Source organism: Marinobacter sp. ANT_B65, assembly GCF_002407605.1.
In the GTDB taxonomy this organism is placed as follows: Bacteria; Pseudomonadota; Gammaproteobacteria; order Pseudomonadales; family Oleiphilaceae; genus Marinobacter.
Genome location: NZ_NXGV01000006.1, coordinates 71,046 through 94,226, shown reverse-complemented (window position 1 = coordinate 94,226; position 23,181 = coordinate 71,046). Strand labels below are relative to the sequence as shown.

Here is a 23,181-nt window from a genome sequence, read left to right as displayed (position 1 = left end):
ATGGTCGAGCCGTTTCAGTTCAAAGCCAGTGATGTCACAATCGAAAAACGCGAAACTGTCTTTCAGGGCTTTTTTCGCATGGATAAACTGTGGCTGACGCATCCGCGCTTCGATGGCAGAAACATGCCCCGGTTTACCCGCGAGCTATTCCTCCGCGGTGATGCAACCTGTGTACTACCCTACGACCCCTGCCGCGATGAAGTTGTTCTGCTGGAGCAATTCCGCCTTGGTGCATTAGGGCGCGACCAGTCTCCATGGTTGCTGGAGCTGGTGGCGGGAATGAATGAAGACGGCGAGAGCAGTGAGGACGTTGCCCGCAGAGAGGGGCAGGAGGAAGCCGGACTTAGCTTCAGAAAACTCGAAAAAATCTGTGATTATCTGGTTTCTCCGGGTGGAACCACCGAAATGATTTATCTTTATTACGGCCAGGTCAGTACCCGGGGTGCCGGTGGTCTGTACGGCCTTGAGCATGAGCACGAAGATATCCGGGTCCACGTAGTTTCGGCAGATGAAGCCATTGCAATGATTGGTGATGGTCGCATCAATAATGCGGCGGCGATCATCGCCATCCAATGGTTGCAGCTTAACCGGACCAGATTGCGTGCAGGGTTTCAGTGATGGGTGACTGGGCAATGAAACCCAGGCGCTATGTTCCGGATTTGCGCCAACTCGGAGCCCTGTGCGAGGGCAACTATCAGCGACTTCGCAGATTGCGCCAGCTCAGGGTTGATGGGCAGCCTGTGTTCGAAATAGAGCTGCATCGGGAGAATGAGTACCTGGGCCGCGTGCGGATTCAAGTGCTGCAGACTGCCCGTTTTACTGACACCCTTCTGCTCGAGCAGATTCACAATAACGGTCGCTGGCTCAATAACCCGCAGATGACTGTTCGGGTATACCACGATGCACTCATGGCGGAAGTCATCAGCTGCTATCGGGACCGGCAAATCGCGCCGACCAACGATTACCCCAATCGCTTCATGCACCACCCGGATGAAAAAGTTCAGGTTAACGGGTTTCTTGCCGACTGGCTCGAGTACTGCCTGAAATTTGGCCACCTGCCTCTTGAGCATGCTGCCTGGATAGCCGGCGAAAAAAATTAGCCAATTTGTTAAATGATGCAATATTTCTCCCGTCAGTTGGTCAGAATGTGACGCCGGTTGCAAAGGTGAGCAATAGATCCGGTAGCTGACAACGTACACTGGTGCTGAAATCATCTAATTGAGTTTCTCGAGTGATGGCAACGGGTAAAACAAGAGCATCATGACTTCAAAGGAAACAGCCCGGCCATTTCGGGTGCTGCAGTTGACCGATCCGCACCTGATGGCCAGCGAGGATGGCGCGTTGCTGGGTGTAAATACCCGTGACAGTCTCGATGCCGTTATTGCAGATGTGATCAAGTCTCGCGGGCAGCCGGATCTGATTCTCGCCACAGGTGATATCGCCCAGGACGGTTCGGAAGAAGCCTATCGTGTTTTTGGTGATCGTCTTCGTGCTTTCAGCGCAGGATCGGCCTGGATTGCCGGGAATCATGATCAGGTCGGGCGGCTGGCTGAAATTGCCGCACTCTATGGTTCAGATCGCAGGCACATTGTTGAGGGCGGCTGGCAGTTTATCCTTCTGAATTCTTCTGTGCCCGGGAAAGTATTCGGGGAGCTTGCTCAGTCGGAGCTGGAGTTTCTTGCCGGAGTGCTGGAGCAATATCCGAATTTGCCCGCTCTTGTTACGTTACACCACCATCCGGTTGATATCAGTGCTGACTGGATGAGAGATATAGGTCTCAGGAATCGTGAGGATTTCTGGCGGATAATTGATCGTTTTCCTCAAGTGAAAGTGGTGTTGTGGGGGCATATTCACCAGGCTCATGAGAAGCAGCGAAATGGCGTACAACTGCTGGCGACGCCTTCCACTTGTATTCAGTTTACCTCTGGTTCTCGCAAGTTTTCCGTGGAAAATCTGGCGCCAGGGTATCGCTGGTTTGAACTCCAGGCGTCCGGCAGCTTCACTTCTGAAGTGTGCCGGGCCCTGGATTTCCAGTTCGAGCTGGATCAGACCAGTTCCGGTTACTGAGCCTCTGCGGCCAGTTCCCGGTCTGGAGTCGCGCTCTTCTGTTTTTGCGCCCGCAGTTCCCTGGCGGCAGAAACCATGGCTTCGAGTGCTGGTATCACTTCCTCCCAGCGTCGGGTTTTCAGGCCGCAGTCTGGATTGACCCACAGGCGGTCTGCCGGAATTCTTTCTGCTGCCTTGTTCATCAAATCCGTCACCTGTTCTATTGTTGGAATGTTTGGTGAGTGGATGTCATAGACTCCTGGACCAATATCGTTGGGATACTCGAAACCCTTGAACGCATCAAGCAGTTCCATGGCCGACCGGGACGTTTCAATGGTGATCACGTCAGCATCCATGCGGGCAATTGCTCCAATGATGTCGTTGAACTCTGAATAGCACATGTGGGTATGGATTTGTGTGTCGTCCTCTACGCCGTTGGCGCATATCCGGAAGGCTTCGATAGCCCATTCCAGGTAGCTGTTCCAGTCTGACTGGCGCAGAGGCAAGCCTTCACGCAGGGCTGCTTCATCAATCTGAATGATGCCAACGCCGGCTTTTTCCAGGTCCTGCACTTCTTCACGCACGGCCAGAGCCAACTGCAGGCAGGTATCCCTGCGCGGCTGGTCGTCACGTACAAAAGACCAGTTCAGGATGGTTACAGGGCCTGTCAACATGCCTTTCATCGGTTTTTCCGTTAGTGACTGGGCGAATCTGGTCCAGTCCACTGTCATGGGGTTGGGGCGAGTGATGTCACCGAACAGAATGGGGGGCTTCACGCACCTTGAGCCATAGGACTGAACCCAGCCGAAGCGACTGAACACGTAGCCTTCGAGCTGCTCGCCGAAATACTCCACCATATCGTTGCGTTCTGCTTCGCCGTGTACCAGTACATCCAGATCAAGTGCCTCCTGTTGTTCCACACAGTAAGCAATTTCTTCACGAATCCTCGCTGCATAGTCCTGCTGGCTCAGTTTTCCCTGGCGGAATTCATTGCGAACCTTGCGTATTTCCGGCGTTTGCGGGAAGGAGCCAATGGTGGTTGTAGGATAGTCGGGAAGCCGGAACCTCTCGTGCTGCAGTCTGGACCGGGTACTGAAGGGGCTCTTGCGTTCACCGTGTTCCGGAGTGATGGATGACAAGGCCTGTGCAACCGCCGGGTTATGGACCCGGGAAGATGTGCGGCGGCTGTCTACCGCACACTGGTTGTCTGTCAGCTCTTGAGCAACGGCTTCCCGTCCCTCGTTCAGAGCCGTCGCCAACGTGCTTAATTCCTGCAGTTTCTGCCGTGCGAATGCCAGCCAGTTTCGGACTTCCGGGTCCAGAGTGGTCTCACTTTCAAGGTCAACCGGAACGTGCAAGAGTGAGCAGGAGGGCGCGAGCCACAGGCGGTCGCCGAGCTTTTGCGCTATCGGCTCCAGCCAATCGAGCGCAGCGTTCAGGTCCGTTTTCCATATGTTGCGCCCGTTGATAACGCCCAGAGACAGAATCTTGTGGGCTGGCAGCCAGTCGGCCAGTCGTGGAACTTCCACGGGGGCGCTGACGGCGTCGAGATGAAGTCCTGCCACCGGCAACTCGCAGGCAAGTTGAAGGTTCTCCCGCAATTCACCAAAGTAGGTTGTCAGCAGCAGCTTCACAGGCGCCGTTTTCAGTTCGTGGTAAGCAAGTACAAACGCATGGCGCCAGTCAGCGTCCAGCTCTGTGACGAGCGCGGGTTCGTCGATCTGAACCCACTCCGCTCCGGCGGCAGCGAGTTTTTCCAGTAACTCGCTGTATACAGGTAACAATGCTGGCAGGAGGTCAAGCGGGTTTGAGCCATCTTTTGCCTTGCCGAGCCAGAGATAGGTTACCGGGCCGATGATGACTGGTTTGCCGTTCACACTTTGTGCGCAAGCCTCGGCAAACTGTTCCAGAAGGCGCTCGGCATTCAGGTTAAAGCTAGTGTCAGCAGTGAATTCCGGCACGATATAATGATAATTTGTGTCAAACCATTTGGTCATTTCACCTGCATGTACACTGCAGCAGGCGCTGTCGTTGGGGGAGCGGCCTCGGGCGACACGAAAATACTGATCCAGTACAGAGCCTTCACGGGTGCTGGCCCGTGCCGGCAGATTTCCGAGTGTGGCGCTCATATCCAGTACCTGATCGTACAGGGAAAATTCGCCCACCGGAGCGAAGGTCAGGCTCGCCTGTTCCTGCCAGTTCTGCTTGCGTAGTTCGGCGGCAGTTTCGTACAGCGTGTCTTCACTGGAGTTTCCGTTCCAGAGGGCTTCCAGGGCAAACTTGAGTTCCCGGCGGGCGCCGATGCGCGGGTAGCCCAGGCTGTGGGTTGTGGTCATCCGATACTCCTGATTCTGCATTTTGTTTGTCGTTTGGAAGAGCGGTCAGATTAGCTTTATGGGTGCATGAAAAATAATGGTATTATTTCAGGGTTCCATTAATTTTGTTCATGGGTCGTCGCATGATTGAGCGTAGTCATCTGGAAGTTCTCCGGGCCGTGGAGGCAGAAGGTTCGCTGACGGCAGCAGCCCAACGCCTTCACCTTACTCAGTCGGCGCTCAGCCACTCGGTTCGCAAACTGGAGCAGCAGCTTGGGACGCCTCTCTGGTTGAGAGAAGGGCGGCAGCTTCGGCTTACTCAAGCCGGCAACCACCTGTTGGCTTTGGCAAATCGCCTGCTACCGCAGTTTGAACATGCGGAAATGCTGATTGACCAGTTTTCCAGAGGGCAGGCAGGCACTTTACGTATCGGAATGGAGTGCCACCCATGTTATCAATGGCTGTTGAAGGTCGTTGGCCCCTATCTTGAACAGTGGCCGTCGGTAGATGTAGACGTGAAACAGAAGTTCCAGTTTGGTGGTATCGGTGCGCTGTTTGGACATGATATCGACATACTGGTAACCCCTGACCCGCTGCACCGGCCTGGTCTGGTGTTTGAACCAGTGTTTGACTATGAGCAGGTGCTGGTAGTTGCGGCGGATCATCGTCTGGCGGGGAAGCTTTGGGCCGAGGCAGGGGATCTGGAGCGGGAAACCCTGATTACTTACCCCGTGGCAATTGAGCGGCTGGATGTATTCAATCACTTGCTGGTTCCGGCAAATATGCGCCCGGCCCGGCATAAAACTATCGAGACCACGGATATCATGCTGCAAATGGTTGCTGCTGGCCGCGGAGTCGCGGCGCTGCCCCGCTGGCTGGTGACGGAATACAGTGAGCGGTTGGCCCTTGTGCCTGTAAAACTGGGGAAAGACGGTGTTTCCAAACAGATTTTTCTGGGCCGTCGCGAGCGCGAGGTGGGGGTAGAATATATGGATTCGTTTATGAAGCTGGCACGAGAAGTTCGCTGGCGCTAATCTCTTCAGTTACACTGCGCAAAAATTTGTCAGGAATTACCCTTATGAGCGAAATCCCTTCTGATCTCAAGTACATTGAAACGCACCAGTGGGTGCGCGTGCACGCTGATGGCACTGCGGCTATCGGCATTACTGACTTTGCCCAGGAGCAGTTGGGCGATGTGGTGTATATCGGCGTTCCCGAAGTAGGGGAAATGGTTACCGGTGGCGAGGAGGCAGGTGTTGCTGAGTCGGTTAAATCGGCCTCCGATGTGTTCAGTCCGGTAACGGGGGAGGTCCTCGAGATTAATGAAGCTCTTGAAGACGAGCCGGAAAAGGTCAACGAAGACCCATACGGCGACGGCTGGTTGTTTAAAGTAAAGCTGGCTGATGAAGGTGAGATTGATGGCCTGATGGATGCCGTGGCTTATGCGGAGCATGTAGCGGCCGCCGAGTAAGTCGATCAGGGGCCGCCGGGCACAGCTTTCCAAAACTGTGCGGAGCCCAAGCGCCACATGGATGTGCCGCAAGGAGCGTGTTTTGGAAAGCTGTGCCCGACGGTTCCATACTCTCAGCTCAGGTGCGCCGGCATTCCCTTCATGTATAATCCCCGCCCTGAATTTCTTTCCTAGGTGGTCGCAATGAATTTCCCGGTTTTATATTTACGCAAAGGCGCGGAGCGCAGGCTCCGGGCAGGCCATCTGTGGGTTTACAGCAATGAAGTTGATATCCAGCGCTCACCGTTGGCAGGGTTTGAAGCCGGTACTCAGGCAGAGCTGCGCGCCTCCAATGACAAACCGCTTGGTGTTGTATTCGTTAACCCGCATGCACTTATCTGTGGTCGTTTGATTAGTCGTGATCCGGCGCAGGGTATGACTCCCAACCGGTTAACCCAGAGGATGGAAACGGCGCTGGTACTGCGGGAGAGGCTTTTCGATAAGCCGTTTTATCGCTGGGTGTTTGGAGACAGTGACGGACTATCAGGGCTGGTAGTGGACCGGTTTGGCGATACCGTTGTGGTACAGATCTCCACCGCTGGTATGGAACAAATGAAAGAGGCAATAGTCCGGGCGATTCAGCGGCTGGCGCATCCCAAGGCCATTATCCTGAAAAACGATGGCAAGATGCGGAGTGTTGAAGGTTTGGGCTCGTACGTTGAGCAGGCTCACGGCCCCGAGGCGCTGCTGCTTGAGGTGGAAGAAAATGGTGTTCGTTTTGAGGTGCCTCTTGAGGGTGGCCAGAAAACCGGCTGGTTTTATGATCACCGTATGAATCGGCAGCGCCTGCAGGCTTATGCGCCGGGTAAGCGGGTGCTGGATGTGTTCAGCTATGTCGGTGGCTGGGGTATTCAGGCTGCATGTGCGGGCGCGACTCAGGTTACCTGTGTGGACAGTTCTTCAGGTGCAATTGACTCTGTGCACCATAATGCCAGGCTAAATGGCCTGGATAATGTCGAAACCGTTGAGGGCGATGCGTTCGAGGCGCTGAAGGCGCTGGCGGACGAAAAGGAGAAGTACGATATTGTTGTGCTGGATCCGCCAGCGCTGATCCCGCGCCGTCGGGATCAGAAAGCCGGTGAACAAGCGTATGCCCGCCTTAATCAGCTTGGGTTGCGGTTGCTGGAGCGGGATGGGATTCTTGTTTCTGCATCATGTTCCATGCATCTTTCGCAAGAGAAACTGGTTGATATCATTCGGGGTAGCGGTCGCAAGATTGATCGCTTTGTGCAGCTTCTCGAGCAAGGGCATCAGGCGCCGGATCACCCGATCATTCCGGGAATTCCTGAAACGGATTACATCAAATCCTGTTTTGTGCGTTCGCTGACCGGCTTTATGTAAGAGCAAGCGGGCCTGTATTTGCGGCCCGCTTGCCTGTAGCCAGTGTTACCCGCGAAGACTGATAACCTGCCATCCCTTCTTTTTTGCGTGTTTTTCAAGTTTCGGATCCGGATCAACCGCAATCGGGTTTTCCACTTTTTCCAGTAGCGGCAGGTCGTTGTGTGAATCACTATAGAACCAGGCGCCGTCCAGACTTTTTCCGTGTGCCGTCAGCCAGTCGGTCAGTCGTGTGACCTTGCCCTCCTGGAAGCTGGGCGTGCCAGCAACGGCGCCGGTATAGCGCCCATTGATCATCTCGGGGTCGGTGGCAATCAGGTGTTCGATGCCCAGTGCCTCCGCGATAGGCTCGGTCACAAAGCGGTTGGTGGCCGTGATGATCATCAGGGTATGGCCGCGCTCCCTGTGCCGGTTTAGCAGCTCATTTGCCTTGCGTTGCATCATAGGGCGCACCTTTTTCGCCATGAAGGCAGCGCGCCATTCGAGCAGTTCATCCATGCCGTGGGTCGACAGAGGCTGAAGAGCAAACCCAAGGTAGTTCAGTATGTCCATCTCGCCATTCAGGTATTCCTGATAGAACCGGTCGTTAGCTTTGCGGTAGGTCTCGGCATCCACGATGCCTTCTTCTACAAGAAACTCACCCCATGCGTGATCACTGTCACCGGCCAGCAGAGTATTGTCGAGATCAAAAATTGCGAGCGTCAAGCGTTACCTCCAGAGACAGGGTACTTCGGGAAGACTGGCATCTTATCATGGGTGTGGCTGCGTAGCTGCGTTTGCCGAAGTCTTGGGATTCTGTAAGAATGAGCGCAACTTGGAAAAATCCGACCGGTAAATATCTGACCGGTCAACCGACTTATTAAAGAGGACTGTGCCGTGATCGATTCAGACGGTTTCAGACCCAACGTCGGAATCATTCTGGCCAACCACCAGGGAGAGGTTCTCTGGGCAAGGCGAATAGGGCAGGACTCCTGGCAGTTTCCCCAAGGCGGCATCAATAATGAAGAATCGCCGGAAGAGGCACTGTACCGGGAGCTTGGAGAGGAGATTGGCCTGGGCAGCAACGATGTTGAAATCATCAGTTGTACCCGGGGCTGGCTGAGATATCGCCTTCCCAAGCGGATGGTACGGCATAACTCTCACCCCATCTGCGTTGGCCAAAAACAGAAATGGTTCCTGCTGAGGATGTTATCACCGGATGCACAAGTACGCGTTGATGGAACGGATTCACCGGAGTTCGATGGCTGGCAATGGGTAAGCTACTGGTATCCGTTGGGTCAGGTGGTTTCCTTCAAGCGCGAAGTGTATCGACGTGCGCTGAGAGAGCTTGCGCCGCGACTGTTCTATAACATGGAACAGTGGCATCGTGGCGAGCATAACCGGCGTTTAAAGGACCAGACGAACTGACGGACTGACACCCCATGCTGAGCATTCTGCGAAGTCTTGTACAAGAGGTAAACGGTGCCCGGGATCTTCATGAGGCACTGGGTATCATCGTGTCGCGTGTGCAGAAAGCCATGGGGACCGAGGTCTGTTCCGTTTACCTGCTGGATCCGGCCTCCAACCGCTATATTCTGATGGCAACAGAAGGTTTGTATCTGAAGGCCATAGGCAAAGTAAGTCTTGCATACTCAGAAGGGCTGGTCGGGCTTGTTGGGTCCCGGGAAGAACCAATCAATCTGGAAGATGCTCCGTCCCACCCTCGCTATCGTTATTTTCCCGAAACTGGCGAAGAACGTTTCCGCTCGTTTCTTGGGGTTCCCATTATTCATCATCGTCGGGTACTTGGTGTTCTTGTCGTCCAGCAGAGGGAGAGCTCCCGATGCTTCGATGAGGGCGAAGAGGCTTTTCTGGTCACGGTTTCTGCCCAGCTTGCCGGTGTTATTGCGCATAGTGAGGCGACGGGAGCAATCAGCGGCCTTTCGATTACCGGCGAAGAAGCCCGTGATGTCAGCTTTAACGGGGTGCCAGGCTCACCTGGCGTGGCTATTGGTCACGGCGTGGTGGTCTACCCGGCAGCTGACCTGGACGTGGTTCCTGATAAGCCGGCTGAGGACATTGAGCAGGAGCTGGAGCTTTTCCGGTCAGCTGTCCAGGCGGTCTATGAAGACATTGAACAGGTTGCAAAACGGCTGACTTCACGGCTTCGGCCTGAAGAGTTGGCCTTGTTCGATGTTTATCTGCGTATGCTGAGTGATGGAGCTTTGCCCGGAGAGGTTAATAACCGCATCCGCGAAGGCGTATGGGCTCAGGGCGCGCTCAAACAGGTGGTCCAGCATTACGTGCGTCATTTTGAAATGATGGACGATCACTACCTCCAGGAAAGAGCGGTCGATATTCGAGACCTTGGTCGCCGCCTGCTTTCATACTTGCAGGAAGGTGAGCAAAAGGATCTGAATTATCCCGAGCGTACAGTTCTGGTCAGCGAGGAGCTGACTCCAGCCATGCTCGGCGAGGTTCCCCGGGGGCAGTTGGTAGGCCTGGTTTCGGTCAAGGGCTCCAGCAACTCCCATGTTGCTATTCTGGCCCGGGCAATGGGCGTGCCCACAGTAATGGGATTGGTAGATATTCCGGTTAATCAGCTTGATGGTAAAGAGTTGATCGTGGATGGTTTTGAGGGGCAGATTTTTGCTTCTCCTTCTGCGGATCTCCGGGCGTTTTTCCAGGAAATCTGTGATGAGGAGGATGAGCTTGACCGTGGGTTGGAGGCGCTCCGCGATCAGCCTTGTATAACAACGGATGGCCATCGGGTTCCTTTGTTGGTCAATACCGGGCTGATGACGGATGTGGTGCGTTCCCTGTCGCACGGGGCCGAGGGTATAGGCCTCTACCGCACCGAAGTACCTTTCATGATCAAAGACCGCTTCCCCTCAGAGCAGGAGCAGCGTCAGTATTACCGTGAACAGCTGGAAGCCTTTGCGCCTAACCCGGTAACCATGCGTACTCTGGATATCGGCGGTGACAAAGCTTTGACGTATTTCCCGATAGAGGAAGAAAATCCGTTTTTGGGCTGGAGGGGTATCCGGGTGACGCTGGATCACCCGGAGATCTTTCTGGTGCAGGTGCGGGCTATGCTCAAGGCAAGCGAAGGCCTGAACAATCTTCAGATCATGCTGCCTATGATCAGCAATATCTCAGAGGTAGAGGAGTCCCTGCATCTCATATACCGGGTTTACCATGAGGTACGGGAAGAGGGTTATGATATCCGTATGCCCAAAGTGGGCGTAATGGTAGAAATACCAGCCGCGGTTTACCAGATTCGTGAGCTGGCTGACCGTGTAGACTTTCTGTCGGTTGGCTCCAACGATCTGACCCAGTACCTGCTTGCGGTAGATCGCAACAACCCCCGTGTCGCACAACTCTATCATTCCTTTCATCCGGCAGTGTTGCAGGCACTTGTCCGGATAGCCCAGGATGCCCACGCTGTAGGTAAACCCGTGGGTATCTGCGGTGAGTTGGCGGGGGATCCCGGTGGCGCATTGCTGCTCATGGCCATGGGTTATGACTCACTGTCTATGAACGCGGCCAGCTTGCCGAAAGTGAAGTCCGTGATTCGCAGCGTCAGTCGGGAATGGGCTGTGAAGCTTCTGAAAGATGTTCTCTTGCTGGATTCGCCGCATGTTATCAAGAGCTGTGTGGAGCTTTCTTTACGCAATGCCGGCTTTGGTCGTTACCTGCGGCCAGGCAAGTCCACGTCTGCAGCTCTTGCCGGACAAGCAGCTTCCTGAAGCGAAGTCTTTCAAATCTAGTGTGCTTGCTCTAAACCATACTGCTAACTTGTAGTCTGTGATGGTCAGGAAGACAAGAAAGCTCAGTTGTTCCGATCATGCCATTTATCCGGAAAAGGGAAGGTTATGAAAGCGCCAACCGATCTGAAACCTGCTCCACGCATCGGGCTTGCGCTTGGTGGGGGAGGTCCCTTGGGTGGCATTTATGAAATTGGCGCGCTTAGGGCATTGGACGAGGCACTGGATGGGCTCGATTTCAATAACCTGGATGTTTACGTGGGAGTTAATGCCGGCTCTTTTGTCGCCGCCAATCTGGCAAATCAGATGACCACTGCGCAGTTATGCCGGATCTTTGTACGGAATGAGGCTGAGGTCCATCCTTTTCACCCGGATGTGTTCTTTCGTCCGGCACTGAAAGAAATGGGAAGCCGGTTGCTGGCCATGCCCGGGTTGTTTTCCACCGCGTTGCGGCGTTTTATCAATAACCCCTACGATCAGAGCCTTCTCGAAGCCCTTACTCTCATGGCACAGGCGGTTCCTGCTGGTCTTTTCGATAATGAAGGATTGCATGAGTACCTCAGACGTGCGTTTTCCATGCTTGGGCGCTCGAACGATTTCCGCCAATTGAAACACAATCTCTACATTGTGGCAGCGGACGTGGAAAGTACTGAGGCCGTATGTTTTGGTGCTCCCGGATTTGACCATGTGCCGATTTCCAAAGCCATTCAGGCAAGTACGGCGTCACCAGGCCTATATGTGCCCGTTGAGATAGATGACCGATACTATGTGGACGGTACGCTGCGTAAAGGTCTGCATGCCTCTGTGGCTTTCGAAGATGGCGCGGATCTGGTTTTTGCCGTAAACCCTCAGGTGCCGATTGATGCCAGTGCCGCCGTCAGGGCCGGAACCATGGCTCCAGGAGAATTGACTCACTCGGGAATGCCCAACCTGTTGTCGCAGATGTTCCGTACTATGGTGTATTCACGTATGAAGTCGGGAATTGCAAATTACGCGGCGGACTATCCGAATAAGGATATTTTGTTGTTTGAACCCACCGGGGATGATGCCAAGCTGTTTTTCTCCAACGTCTTCAGCTTTCAGTCGCGGAGAATGGTTTGCGAGCACGCTTATCAAATGACGCGCCGGGATCTGCTGAACCGTGCTGATGAGCTTGAACCAAAGCTTGCAAAATATGGTATCAGGTTGCGCCGGGATCGCCTGGAAGATGAGCAGCGAACTATAAGTACCAGTCTTTACGGAGAAATGCTGCCGTTGTATGTGGCCAGGAGCCGGCAGAAAAAAGCAGCGGGGAAAGGGCGGTTCGTGACTGGACTGGGAAACGTCACGCAACTGTTTTCAAAAGCCAAATAAGCCCCTGGACCAACTGCATTATACGCATCTGGTCCAGGGGCTTGGTTGGCGCATGCTGGTGAATCAGAGAATGTAGCGGCTCAGGTCTTCGTCTTCCGACAGTTCACCAAGTTTTTCATCAACATAGTCTGCACTCACTTCAAATGCTTCGGTTACGCCATCGCCAGCATCAAATGACAGGCTTTCCAGTAGTCGCTCCAGTACTGTATGAAGGCGCCGTGCTCCGATGTTCTCTGTTGTCTCGTTTACCTTCCAGGCAATTTCCGCGATTCGCGCGATGGCACCTTCACTGAACGTCAGCTTGACGCCTTCAGTAGCCATCAAGGCTTCGTACTGTTGTACCAGCGAAGCGTCCGGTTCGGTAAGAATGCGCTTGAAGTCGTCAGGGCTGAGAGCCTGCAGCTCAACACGGATAGGCAAGCGGCCCTGGAGTTCCGGGATCAGATCCGAGGGCTTGGACAAGTGAAACGCACCGGAGGCAATGAACAGGATGTGATCCGTGCGCACTGAGCCGTATTTTGTGCTCACGGTACTGCCTTCAATCAATGGCAGCAGGTCACGTTGAACCCCTTCCCGGGACACATCGGAAGAGGTGTTCTCCGAACGTTTGGCGACTTTGTCAATTTCATCGAGAAACACAATGCCATTTTGCTCTACCGCAAGAATGGCCTTGTGTTTGATTGATTCTTCGTTGACCAGCTTGGCCGCTTCCTCTTCCTTCACCCGTTTAAGGGCGTCAGCCACCTTCATTTTCCGGGGTTTGGATTTGTCCGCAGCCATGTTTGAAAACATGCTCTGTAGCTGGCTGGTCATCTCCTCCATGCCTGGGGGCGCCATGATCTCAACGCCGGCGCCTGAGTTGCGGAGATCGATCTCTATTTCCTTGTCGTCCAGTTCGCCTTCCCGCAGCTTTTTCCTGAATAGCTGGCGGGTGGATGAATCTTCAGAAGACTTCTGGCTGTCTTCAGTGAAACTCCGGGGTGGAGGAATCAGGGCGTCCAGAATCCGGTCTTCTGCTGCGTCCAGGGCTCTTTCTTCATGGCGTTTCATTTCCTGTACACGCAGCATTTTAACCGCCATATCCGCCAGATCACGGATGATGGACTCAACGTCGCGCCCAACGTAGCCCACCTCGGTAAATTTGGTGGCTTCCACTTTCAGGAAAGGTGCATCGGCCAGCTTGGCAAGACGGCGGGCAATTTCGGTTTTTCCCACGCCAGTTGGGCCGATCATCAGAATGTTTTTGGGTGTGACCTCATCGCGAAGGGGGTTGTCCAGCTGCATCCGGCGCCAGCGGTTTCTGAGGGCAATGGCCACGGCTCGCTTGGCGTCTTGCTGGCCCACGATGTGTTTGTTGAGTTCATGGACAATCTCACGGGGTGTCATTGCAGACATGGTTGCTCCGGATCAGTCGTTTTTGGAAGGTGCGTCTTTGGAGAGCACTTCAATGGTGCGATTGTGGTTCGTGTAAATGCAGATGTCTGCAGCTATATCCAAACCTTTCTCCACAATCTCATGAGCGGACAATTCTGTGTTCTCAAGCAGTGCGCGGGCTGAGGCCTGAGCGAAGGGGCCGCCGGAACCAATAGCGATCAACCCCTGTTCCGGCTCGATCACATCGCCGTTGCCGGTAATGATCAGGGATGCGGTTTTATCTGCAACAGCCAGCAGTGCCTCCAGTCGCCGCAGAGCTCTGTCCGTACGCCAGTCTTTTGCCAGTTCAACGGCCGCGCGCGTGAGGTTGCCCTGATGCTTTTCGAGCTGGGCTTCAAACCGTTCGAACAGGGTGAAAGCATCCGCAGTGCCACCGGCAAAGCCTGCGATCACCTGGCCGTTGTAAAGACGACGAACCTTGCGGGCGTTGCCCTTCATCACAGTATTTCCCAGAGAAACCTGGCCGTCGCCTCCCATGGCAACTTCGTCATCGCGTCTGACGGAAAGTATGGTAGTCATTAGGGCTCCAATTGCCTGATAAAAATCGGTATTGAGCAGTAATGGAGGCAGGACCGGAGAATTCAAGTGCTCCGGAAACAGTTAGCCCTGCTTGGGGATTTTCCGGATGAGCGGCTGGATGTTGATAGACACCAGTTTGTCGATGGCAGAGCTCATCTGACTGCGGGACTTGAACGGCCCAACGTTTACCCGGTACCAGACAGAACCGCTGTCGAGCTCAATGCGTTGAACTGCGGCCCTGAGTCCCTGAAAGGCAATCTGAGCGCGCTGGCGTTCGGCATCTTCCTTGCTGCGAAATGAGCCCGACTGCACTAGATAGTCGAAATTCTGTTTGCTCGGGCCCGGCGTGTACTCTTCCACCTTCGGGGGGATAACTTCCGATTCCGGTAGCATTTCATAAAACCTGAAGCCCTGCTTTTTCTCTGCCGGTTTAGTGGTTGCCGCAGGGGCCTGCTGAGCGGGCTTTTCTGTCACCGGCTGCTGTTGCGGGCCCTTGCTGGGTGGGATGGAGTTCAGGTAGACAATAAACCCGATAAATCCACCGACCGTAGCTAGTGACAAGATCCACTTCAAGGACAAACCTCCGTGCTGAGAGCGGGCTGGTGCTGCAGGCTTCGTGCGCTTTTTCTGTGTGCGCGCAGGCTTGGCCGGCTTCTTCTTCGGCGTGGCTGTCCGGCTTTTGCGGGCATAGTCTCGGGACATTGTCGTTTTTTACATCTCTTCCGGGGCGCTGACAGCCAGCAGTCCAAGGCCATTGGCGATCACCTGGCGCACCGCCAGATAAAGGCTGATACGAGCATCCCGCACTGCGGTATCTTCAATCAGCACTTTATGTGCGTTGTAATAGGTGTGGAACTGTCCCGCCAGGTCCCTCAGATAGTGTGTAAGGTGATGTGGTTCGCGCTGGGAAGCGGAGTTGGCTATCAGTTCCGGATACTTTGCCAGCTGGTTCGCCAGTTCTTTTTCTTCAGCCAGAGTCAGCAGGGACAGATCGCCCGTGGACTCATTGAAACCGCGGTCAACCCCCTCAGCGGCCAGTTTCCGCATCACGCTACAAATGCGTGCATGGGCATACTGAATGTAGTACACCGGGTTTTCATTGGTCTGAGAGCGGGCCAGATCAATATCGAAGGTCAGCTGGGAGTCGACGCGCCGTGCAGCAAGGAAAAAGCGTGTTGCATCCCGCCCCACTTCATCGATCAGATCGCGAATGGTTACGTAGCTGCCGGCACGTTTGGAGATCTTTACCTCCTGGCCAGACCGGGTAACCATGACCATCTGGTGCAGAACATAGTCTGGCCAGCCTTGCGGGATGCCCGCATTCAGTGCCTGTAGCCCGGCGCGAACCCGGGTAACAGTGGAGTGGTGGTCTGCGCCCTGTTCATTGATCACGGTTGTAAATCCGCGTTCCCACTTGTCCAGATGATAGGCTACATCTGGCAGGAAATAGGTGTAGCCGCCATCTTTCTTGCGCATCACCCGGTCTTTATCGTCACCGAACTCGGTGGTTTTCAGCCACAAGGCGCCGCCATCCTCGTAGGTGTAACCATTATCCTGAAGGCGCTTGACGGTGGCTTCAACCTTGCCATCCGCATACAGGGAGGATTCCAGGAAGTACACATCGAACTGGACACCGAAGGCCTTAAGATCCAGATCCTGTTCCCGGCGCAGATATGCAACTGCAAACTCTTGTATGGCGGCGCGATCCTCAGGATCTCCGCTGGCGGTTACTTCGCGATCATCAGCGGTGACTGTGTCGCCGGTCAGGTACGCCTTGGCAACATCGGTAATATAATCCCCTCTGTAGCCGTCTTCCGGCCAGCTATCGTCCTCAGGAGTCAGCCCCTTAACACGAGACTGCACCGAGAGCGCGAGATTGTTGATCTGAGCGCCAGCGTCATTGTAATAGAACTCGCGGGTAACGTCGTAGCCGTTGGCTTCCAGCAGGCGGCAAAGGCAGTCGCCAATGGCGGCGCCCCGGCCATGGCCAACATGCAATGGCCCGGTTGGGTTGGCGGAGACAAATTCCACCTGGACTTTTTCACCTTTGCCGCTGTTGTTGCGGCCAAAGTCACCGGCCTCATTCAGGATCGTGTTCACGATCTCAAAGGTGCTGGCAGTGCTCATGAAAAAGTTGATAAAGCCGGGACCGGCGATTTCCACTTTCTCCAGGGCTCTGCTTTCAGGCAGCTTTTCAATCAGCATTTCTGCCAGCTTGCGAGGCGCACAGCCCGCTGTTTTGGACGCAACCAGGGCAATGTTGCAGGCATAGTCACCATGGGATTTATCCTTGGTGTTGCCTACTTGTGGAGTGTAGGTCTGGTCGGCAGGCAGTATTCCCTCTGACTGAAGGCTGGCCAGTGCGGACTGGATCAGGTCGCAAACGGTCTCTTTCATGCTTTCTGGTAACTCGATGATTCGGGGTGTTTGGAGACGACGGGCGTCCCTACCGGGATTGTGGGGGTAGTATTATCGCGGAAAGGAGGGGGATTCTCAATGGACTCAGGCGCAGGTAAGGGGAAGTAACGCGAGCCGAGGTGGCTCGCGTTACCAGGAAGATACTAGTTGGTGTCGAAACAGCTGGTTCCTGTGCCGAACAGGCTATTTTGACCGCCCGGAGGCGTAATTTCCAGATCGTTCAAGTCAGTGGATGCGCAGCTCAAGGCAAAATCATAATCTTCAACGCTTTCCGTTCCTCCAACCCTGACGGTTGCAGTGATGCGGGTTTTCACCCAGCTACAAACACTCTGGGGGTATTTAATCGAGAAATTACCAGAGCCATCAACAAGAGTGGTCAAGGAGGAGACGTTGGTTGTCGCCGGATTGGTCGGTGTCAGGCTGCCGTCCAGGTTCAGGTCTTCACCTGGATCCAGTATCCCGTTCCTGTTGGTATCTTCAGCGGTGCAAAATCCGGTTGAGTTAGGATTGTTGGTTGGATCTGGCACGCTGGAGATTTCTGTTACCCAGACGTCATCATAATCGGCAGGTACATACCGTCCTTTGGCATAGCTCACTGGCAGAACGCTGAGTTCAACAGATGCACCTTCCACGGGAGCGCCGCTCGCGTCGGTGACTATAGCCACAAATTCCTTGAGATAGCTGGCTTCGTCAGGCTCTGAAATTGAGTTGCCTGTGCCGATAACAACCCGTAAGGCGCGCCGGGACACTGTCATGAAAAGATCGCCAGTAACGGTGGTGCCGGCAACGGTGGCTCGGATCTGGACTCCGTCCCGGGCACTGACCGACTGTCCGCCGGTATAGGTAGTCGACACCTGTCCAAGGCCGTTGGTAACCCCTGAGCTCGCGGACAGATTGCCACTGCTGCCATCGGCAACGATCTGGAAGGTGACAAGCTGGTTTTTGGCCAGGTTGTTGTTCTGGTCGCGAACCACGGCCAGAACTTCAGTGGTTTCACCGAAATCGAGCTGGGTTTTTGTCGCCTGTACATCGACGGAGCTCGCAGTGGTCGCCACAAATTCAAAGGTGCGCTCGGTGGACAGTCCTGAGTCGACGGATCTCGCAGTGATGGTCGAAGGCCCCGAGATGTCCGAGCTTATCTGTATGGAAGCTTGTCCATTTGAGGTGGTTACAAGGCCATCGGCCGGTACCAGTGTGCCTCGTGTGCTGCTAAAACGGACGGTACGACCGTTCACTGGGGCGTTGTCAGATTCCCATTGGAGCGTGATGGTTTGTGGTGTGTTCAGATTGATTTCTGTATTGGCTGTCGGCGAGGCGAATGTAAAGGTTTCAGGCGAGATACTGATGGTTTGAGATGCTTCAACCTTGCTTTCTCCCGAAAACGCAGAGACGGTCAGTATGTCCTCGCCGCTGGATTGGGCTGCCAGCTCTATATCCACTACGCCATTGGTGGTGGTGAGGCTTGACGAGGTGATTGTACTGTTGGTTGAGGTGATCGTTATTTCCTGATCACTGATGCCATCTCCATTCCCGTCGTTGAGTTTGATGCGGTAAGGTACTGTGTCACCAAGAGAGACAGACGTAGGGCCTGAAATGGATATGGATGTGCCTGAAATGGCGATATCTACCGAGTCACCTTTACCGCCGGCATTGGCGCTGACAGTGATAACCCTGTTTCTCGCGTCTTCCGTTGTGCTGAGAATCGCTGTTGCAGTGCCAGAGTCGTCCGTGGTGGGCTCGTCTACGCGCAGAGTTCCATTGTTGTTGACCGAAAACTGAACAGGTACGTCTGGAAGCAGAATACCGTTCGGATCCTTCACCAATGCTGTCAAGGTCGATGTGGCTCCGGAGGAAGTGCCTATCTGAACCGGGCTGGCCAGTAGTTGTAACGAGCCTACATTGACCTCCTCTCCAGACGTGCCGCCGGTGCTGCCACCGCCACCTTCCGAACCACCTGCCAGTGGCGTAGAGTTTCCGTCGTCACCGCCACCACAGGCTACCAAAAAAAGCGCGAGCGACAGAGCCAGTACACGCTCAAGGATTTTCCCTGACATTTTTTTATCTCCAGTTTTCGTTTACAGCACTTTAATCTTTGGTAATGCGTTTCCCGAGCGAGGAGCACAACCTCAGACTGTTGCCGGCATTTTAAATGTATCGTAAAAACAATAGCACAGTATCCGCAACGGCAATTCTTTGCAGTACAGTTTTATGCAAAGGATTGTAACAGTTTGAATGTCGCGGACTGTGTCACATTTTAACCTGTTTCTTGTGGGTCTACATCAACCATCCATTTTGCGCCTTTTGGGAGCCTTTCCTGTTCCAGTGACTGACAGGTTGTTGTCAGGAGTCTGTTGAGGTTGCGTCGGTTATTGGTGTTCAGTACGAGTTGCGCCCGGTGTCTGTCGGCTCGCCGTGCGATTAATGCAGGTAGTGGGCCCCATACCTCAATGCCGGGCATGCTTGCGAGCGGTTTTATGCTGTCCAGTATTTTCAGGCTTTGTTCCATCGTGTCTGCTTCGGCACGGAAAATCGCCATGGCGCGAAAAGGTGGAAGCTGGCCACTTTCACGTTCCTCCAGAAGTTGGTCGGCTATATCCAGGTAGCGACCATGGCAGAGTGTTTTGAGAAGGGGGTGGTCACTGTGGCAGGTCTGCACGACCACTTTTCCTGCTTTTGCCCCCCGTCCGGCTCGCCCGCTTACCTGAAGAAGCGTCTGGATCAGTTGTTCCGGGGCCCGGAAATCAACGCTGAACAGGCCCCCGTCTGCATTGATCACGATCACCAGGGTGACATTGGGGAAATCATGTCCTTTTGCCAGCATCTGGGTTCCTACGAGAATGCAGGGTTTTCCGCTGTTTACCTGTTTCAGTATGCTCTGAATGCTGCCTTTACGCTGAGTGCTGTCGCGATCAACGCGAACCACGGGTGTATCCGGAAAGCTGGCGGCGAGAATGTCTTCCGTTTGCTCGGTTCCCTGGCCGACGGGCTTGAAGGCTTCGCTTGCGCATTTGGGGCAGGTTTCGGTCGCCGGAGCCTGATAATCACAATGGTGACATCGCATTGCCCGGTCGCGGCGGTGGTAGGTGAGCCGTGTATCGCAGCGTGGGCACTCAACCATGTGACCGCAGTCAAAACACATCATGACTGGCGCAAACCCCCGGCGGTTCACGAAAATCAGCGCCTGGCTGCCACTATCAAGGGTTTGTCTGATTGCCTCCATGGCAGGGCGGGAAAGTCCGCCTTCCAGTGGCCGGCTGCGTATATCGAGCAAGCTGATTGTTGGTGGTATTGCCTTGCCCGCGCGCTCTTCAAGCCGGATAAGTCTGTACTTGCCCGTGAGGGCGTTGTGATATGACTCGAGTGACGGGGTGGCGGATCCCAGAATAACCGGACAGCGATTGAGGTGAGCCCGATAAACGGCCAGGTCCCGGCCGGAATAGCGAAAACCTTCGCCCTGTTTGTATGAGCTGTCATGCTCTTCATCTACGACCAGTGTTTTCAGTGCGGTAAACGGAAGGAGTGCTGCGGAGCGTGTGCCAATGAGTATGACGGGCTCACCGTTGCGGACTTTCAGCCAGGCGTTGAGGCGCTCACTGTCATTCAGTGCAGAGTGCCACACAAGAATACGCTCGCCGAAATAGTGCTGAAAGCGAGCCACAGTCTGCGGTGTGAGGTTTATTTCCGGAACCAGCACCAGTGCCTGATCGCTGGCTGTAAGATTTTGTTTGAGGTAGTGCAGATAGATTTCAGTCTTACCGCTGCCTGTAATGCCATATAGAAGGGAGGTGTTGAAGCCGTCTGCCGGAGAGGGAAGTTGAGCGGCGGCCTCAAGTTGTGCTGCCGATAACACCGGGGCTGCGGTGGATTCATTGTGTCTCTGGCTTTGAGGGCTTTTGCTGGCAGGTGATGTCGCCCGGACCAGTTCTTTGTCCCTTAGAGCTTTGATTTGCTGCCGGGAGAACCCGGCCTTTATGATGTCGCTGCCTTTTACACCTTGTGTGTGCTGTGCAATCCAGTCCAGAAGGGCTTTCTGCTTGTGAGCATTTGCCGGTAGTGCTACTCCGCTGCCGCAAGCCAGCCACCAGTCATCGGCTTTTTCGATGGCTGGACGGCCTCGGCGCATTGCTGGGGGCAGGGCGGCGAACAGGCACTCTCCTAATGGATGCTGGTAATAGTTACTGGCCCAGCTCAGCAACTGAAAGGTTTCTTCTGGCAGGGCTGGCCAGTCTTCAATGGTGCTATGGACTGGTTTGAGTGTGATGCCAGCCGGCGCTTCAACGTCAGTGTCCACTATCAGGCCGATAGCCTGCTGGCGCCCGAAAGGAATCTTTACGCGCTGCCCGGGTTTCAGGGAAAGCCCGTTGGGGACAATATAGTCAAAGAGCCTTCTGAGCGGCCGGTTCAGCGCAATGCGGGCTGTGGATGGCACTGAGTGCTCCCTGGTGATGTTGGGCGTTAGGGTATCTGCTTATCTTGCCGGCCGCAGTATGGCCGGGTTGATGAAAAGCGCAAGATCAGGGTGTGCGTAACGCTTGCCTGTAAAGATAATTGCAAGTAAGATTCGCGGTCTGTTTGCGGCAGGGCATGATTGTGCCCCGTCTTCTCCATTGATTCAAACATGCGGTGCCTGGCACCAGGGCGTCATTTATCGCCCCGTGATCAGGTAGCGGCATGACCCACAGAGGTTCGCCATGAAAGAAGGTATTCACCCCAAGTACGAAGAAATCACCGCAACATGCTCCTGCGGTAATGTGATCAAGACCCGTTCTACTATCGGTCATGATCTGCAGCTTGACGTTTGCTCGCAGTGCCATCCTTTTTACACCGGCAAGCAGAAGGTTATGGATACAGGTGGTCGTATCGATCGCTTCCAGAAGCGTTTTGGTGGTCGTATCGCTGGTAAGAAAGACTGATATTTCTGCAGATTTGAAAAAAAGCGCCTCAGGGCGCTTTTTTTGTGGCAGGTAAAAAGCGGTTTGTTTTTTTGATTATAAGCAATTTGCCGTATTGACTGGTTGTATTTTGTTCGGTTCGCCCTTGTCGTTTTGGGGCTGGCGGGCCATAATGTCGGGCTCCTTCAGGCTGGCTTGTGCCGTCTGTAGGCTTATTACCTTTAAACGTGACAAACGGAACAGTGGCAATGTCTCAAGATCTGAAAGAAGCAGCCCTTGAATATCACGCCAAGCCGCGGCCTGGGAAACTCAGTGTTGAAATCAGCAAGCCAACAGCGACCGCCCGCGATCTTGCGCTGGCATACAGTCCTGGGGTTGCTGAGCCGGTCCGTGAGATCGCGAAGGACCCGGAGAACGCCTATAAGTACACTGGCAAGGGCAACCTTGTGGCGGTCATCTCTGATGGTACTGCGATTCTTGGTCTGGGCAATCTGGGCCCGCTTGCAAGCAAGCCTGTAATGGAAGGCAAAGGCGTACTGTTCAAGCGTTTTGCCGGAATTGATGTGTTTGATATCGAAGTTAATTCTGAAAGCCCGCAGGCGTTCATTGAAACTGTTGAGCGTATTGCTGACACCTTCGGCGGAATTAACCTTGAGGATATCAAGGCGCCAGAGTGTTTCGAGATTGAGCGCGAACTGATCAAAAGGTGTAGCGTGCCCGTCTTTCATGATGATCAGCACGGTACAGCAATTGTTACAGCCGCCGGCATGATCAATGCTCTTGAGTTGCAGGGCAAGAAGATTGAAGAGGCGAAAGTAGTTTGTCTTGGCGCTGGTGCGGCAGCATCCGCATGTATGAAGCTTTTGATCAGTTGCGGTGTTCGTTCTGAAAACATCTTCATGGTCGATCGCAAGGGTGTGATCCACTCGGGTCGCGATGATCTGAATCAGTACAAGGCCATGTTTGCCAATACTACTGACAAGCGCACTCTGGACGATGCAATAGATGGTGCAGATGTGTTTGTTGGTCTGTCAGGTCCTGATTTGTTGAGTGGTGAGCAGCTCAAGAAGATGGCTCCGAACCCGATTGTGTTTGCCTGTTCCAATCCGGACCCGGAAATTGATCCGGCGCTGGCTCACTCGGTTCGTGATGACCTGATCATGGCTACGGGGCGGTCGGATTACCCGAACCAGGTAAACAATGTTCTTGGTTTTCCATTCATCTTCCGTGGTGCGCTTGATGTTCGTGCGAGTTGTATCAATGAAGAAATGAAGGTGGCTGCGGTAGACGCTATTCGTAAGCTTGCAAAAGAGCCTGTGCCGCAGGAAATCTGTGAAGCATATGGCGCTGAAAGCTTTGAGTTTGGTAAGGAATATATTATTCCGAAGCCTATGGATGTTCGTCTTCTGGAAGTTGTTCCGGCAGCGGTGGCTCGGGCAGCGGTGGATTCAGGTGTTGCTCGTAAAGAGTATCCTGCCCACTATCCGTTAAAGAGCATGGATGACATCATCTGATTGATGGTGTTATGTATCCACAAAAAAAACCGGCGGTGATCCCGCCGGTTTTTTTGTGGATGTTTATCTTTCGGGTCGCGGGGTAGCTCTGTGGCT

General features: G+C 54.2%; 19 protein-coding genes. 11 read left to right on the top strand and 8 right to left on the bottom strand.

What is annotated here, in order from left to right; genetic code table 11:
• The 3 genes from CPA50_RS18815 (at position 1) to cpdA (ending at position 2,067) form a co-directional block, all read left to right on the top strand.
• Positions 1–618 carry an NUDIX domain-containing protein gene (locus CPA50_RS18815; RefSeq protein WP_096784091.1) on the top strand — a complete coding sequence of 206 codons (618 nt, stop codon included), beginning with the start codon at positions 1–3 and terminating at the stop codon, positions 616–618.
• Entirely contained in the window at positions 618–1,100 is a 483-nt protein-coding gene (locus CPA50_RS18810) for a DUF1249 domain-containing protein (RefSeq protein WP_096784090.1), read from the top strand. The genes CPA50_RS18815 and CPA50_RS18810 overlap by 1 nt, the downstream gene beginning before the upstream one ends.
• A gap of 160 nt (positions 1,101–1,260) precedes the next feature.
• Positions 1,261–2,067, top strand: a complete 807-nt coding sequence (cpdA, locus tag CPA50_RS18805) for a 3',5'-cyclic-AMP phosphodiesterase (protein WP_096784089.1) — start codon at positions 1,261–1,263, stop codon at positions 2,065–2,067.
• Here the strand turns inward: cpdA and metE are convergent.
• Positions 2,061–4,382, bottom strand: coding sequence for a 5-methyltetrahydropteroyltriglutamate--homocysteine S-methyltransferase (metE, locus tag CPA50_RS18800; RefSeq protein ID WP_096784088.1), 2,322 nt, complete (start codon positions 4,380–4,382; stop codon positions 2,061–2,063). The two genes, cpdA and metE, sit on opposite strands and share 7 nt — an antisense overlap.
• A 122-nt stretch (positions 4,383–4,504) precedes the next feature.
• On the opposite strand from metE, the gene CPA50_RS18795 reads away from it, so the two are divergent.
• The 3 genes from CPA50_RS18795 (at position 4,505) to CPA50_RS18785 (ending at position 7,212) form a co-directional block, all read left to right on the top strand.
• Complete coding sequence (locus tag CPA50_RS18795) at positions 4,505–5,395, top strand: LysR family transcriptional regulator (protein WP_096784087.1); 891 nt, start codon at positions 4,505–4,507, stop codon at positions 5,393–5,395.
• 44 nt (positions 5,396–5,439) lie between these two features.
• Complete coding sequence (gene gcvH / locus CPA50_RS18790; protein WP_096784086.1) at positions 5,440–5,832, top strand: glycine cleavage system protein GcvH; 393 nt, start codon at positions 5,440–5,442, stop codon at positions 5,830–5,832.
• Positions 5,833–6,015: 183 nt separating this feature from the next.
• Complete coding sequence (locus CPA50_RS18785; protein WP_096784085.1) at positions 6,016–7,212, top strand: class I SAM-dependent rRNA methyltransferase; 1,197 nt, start codon at positions 6,016–6,018, stop codon at positions 7,210–7,212.
• A gap of 45 nt (positions 7,213–7,257) precedes the next feature.
• Here CPA50_RS18785 and CPA50_RS18780 read toward each other — a convergent pair whose 3' ends face one another.
• A complete protein-coding gene (locus tag CPA50_RS18780; protein ID WP_096784084.1) occupies positions 7,258–7,914 on the bottom strand; it encodes an HAD family hydrolase in 657 nt (218 codons plus the stop codon).
• 171 nt (positions 7,915–8,085) lie between these two features.
• Between CPA50_RS18780 and CPA50_RS18775 the strand changes: the two genes are divergently transcribed.
• From CPA50_RS18775 to CPA50_RS18765, 3 genes are all read left to right on the top strand, one after another.
• Positions 8,086–8,616, top strand: coding sequence for an RNA pyrophosphohydrolase (locus CPA50_RS18775; protein ID WP_096784083.1), 531 nt, complete (start codon positions 8,086–8,088; stop codon positions 8,614–8,616).
• A gap of 14 nt (positions 8,617–8,630) precedes the next feature.
• Positions 8,631–10,937, top strand: a complete 2,307-nt coding sequence (ptsP, locus tag CPA50_RS18770) for a phosphoenolpyruvate--protein phosphotransferase (protein ID WP_096784082.1) — start codon at positions 8,631–8,633, stop codon at positions 10,935–10,937.
• Between the two features lie 126 nt (positions 10,938–11,063).
• Positions 11,064–12,308, top strand: a complete 1,245-nt coding sequence (locus tag CPA50_RS18765) for a patatin-like phospholipase family protein (protein WP_096784081.1) — start codon at positions 11,064–11,066, stop codon at positions 12,306–12,308.
• 63 nt (positions 12,309–12,371) lie between these two features.
• Here CPA50_RS18765 and hslU read toward each other — a convergent pair whose 3' ends face one another.
• From hslU to CPA50_RS18735, 6 genes are all read right to left on the bottom strand, one after another.
• On the bottom strand, positions 12,372–13,703 hold the full coding sequence (hslU, locus tag CPA50_RS18760; RefSeq protein ID WP_096784080.1) for an ATP-dependent protease ATPase subunit HslU: 1,332 nt from the start codon (positions 13,701–13,703) through the stop codon (positions 12,372–12,374).
• A 12-nt stretch (positions 13,704–13,715) separates the two neighbouring features.
• A complete protein-coding gene (gene hslV, locus CPA50_RS18755) occupies positions 13,716–14,261 on the bottom strand; it encodes an ATP-dependent protease subunit HslV (RefSeq protein WP_096784079.1) in 546 nt (181 codons plus the stop codon).
• Between the two features lie 81 nt (positions 14,262–14,342).
• The gene (locus CPA50_RS18750) at positions 14,343–14,963 is read right to left on the bottom strand and encodes an SPOR domain-containing protein (RefSeq protein ID WP_096784078.1); all 621 of its coding nucleotides are present in this window, start codon (positions 14,961–14,963) and stop codon (positions 14,343–14,345) included.
• A 9-nt stretch (positions 14,964–14,972) separates the two neighbouring features.
• Positions 14,973–16,658, bottom strand: a complete 1,686-nt coding sequence (gene argS / locus CPA50_RS18745; RefSeq protein WP_096784077.1) for an arginine--tRNA ligase — start codon at positions 16,656–16,658, stop codon at positions 14,973–14,975.
• A 164-nt stretch (positions 16,659–16,822) separates the two neighbouring features.
• Entirely contained in the window at positions 16,823–18,733 is a 1,911-nt protein-coding gene (locus CPA50_RS18740; protein ID WP_096784076.1) for an Ig-like domain-containing protein, read from the bottom strand.
• Between the two features lie 200 nt (positions 18,734–18,933).
• Positions 18,934–21,108 carry a primosomal protein N' gene (locus tag CPA50_RS18735; protein ID WP_096784075.1) on the bottom strand — a complete coding sequence of 725 codons (2,175 nt, stop codon included), beginning with the start codon at positions 21,106–21,108 and terminating at the stop codon, positions 18,934–18,936.
• 262 nt (positions 21,109–21,370) lie between these two features.
• On the opposite strand from CPA50_RS18735, the gene rpmE reads away from it, so the two are divergent.
• Entirely contained in the window at positions 21,371–21,592 is a 222-nt protein-coding gene (gene rpmE, locus CPA50_RS18730) for a 50S ribosomal protein L31 (RefSeq protein WP_096784074.1), read from the top strand.
• A gap of 227 nt (positions 21,593–21,819) precedes the next feature.
• Positions 21,820–23,085 (top strand): malic enzyme-like NAD(P)-binding protein, encoded by a 1,266-nt coding sequence (locus tag CPA50_RS18725; RefSeq protein ID WP_096784073.1) that lies wholly within the window; start codon positions 21,820–21,822, stop codon positions 23,083–23,085.
• Positions 23,086–23,181 lie beyond the last annotated feature (96 nt).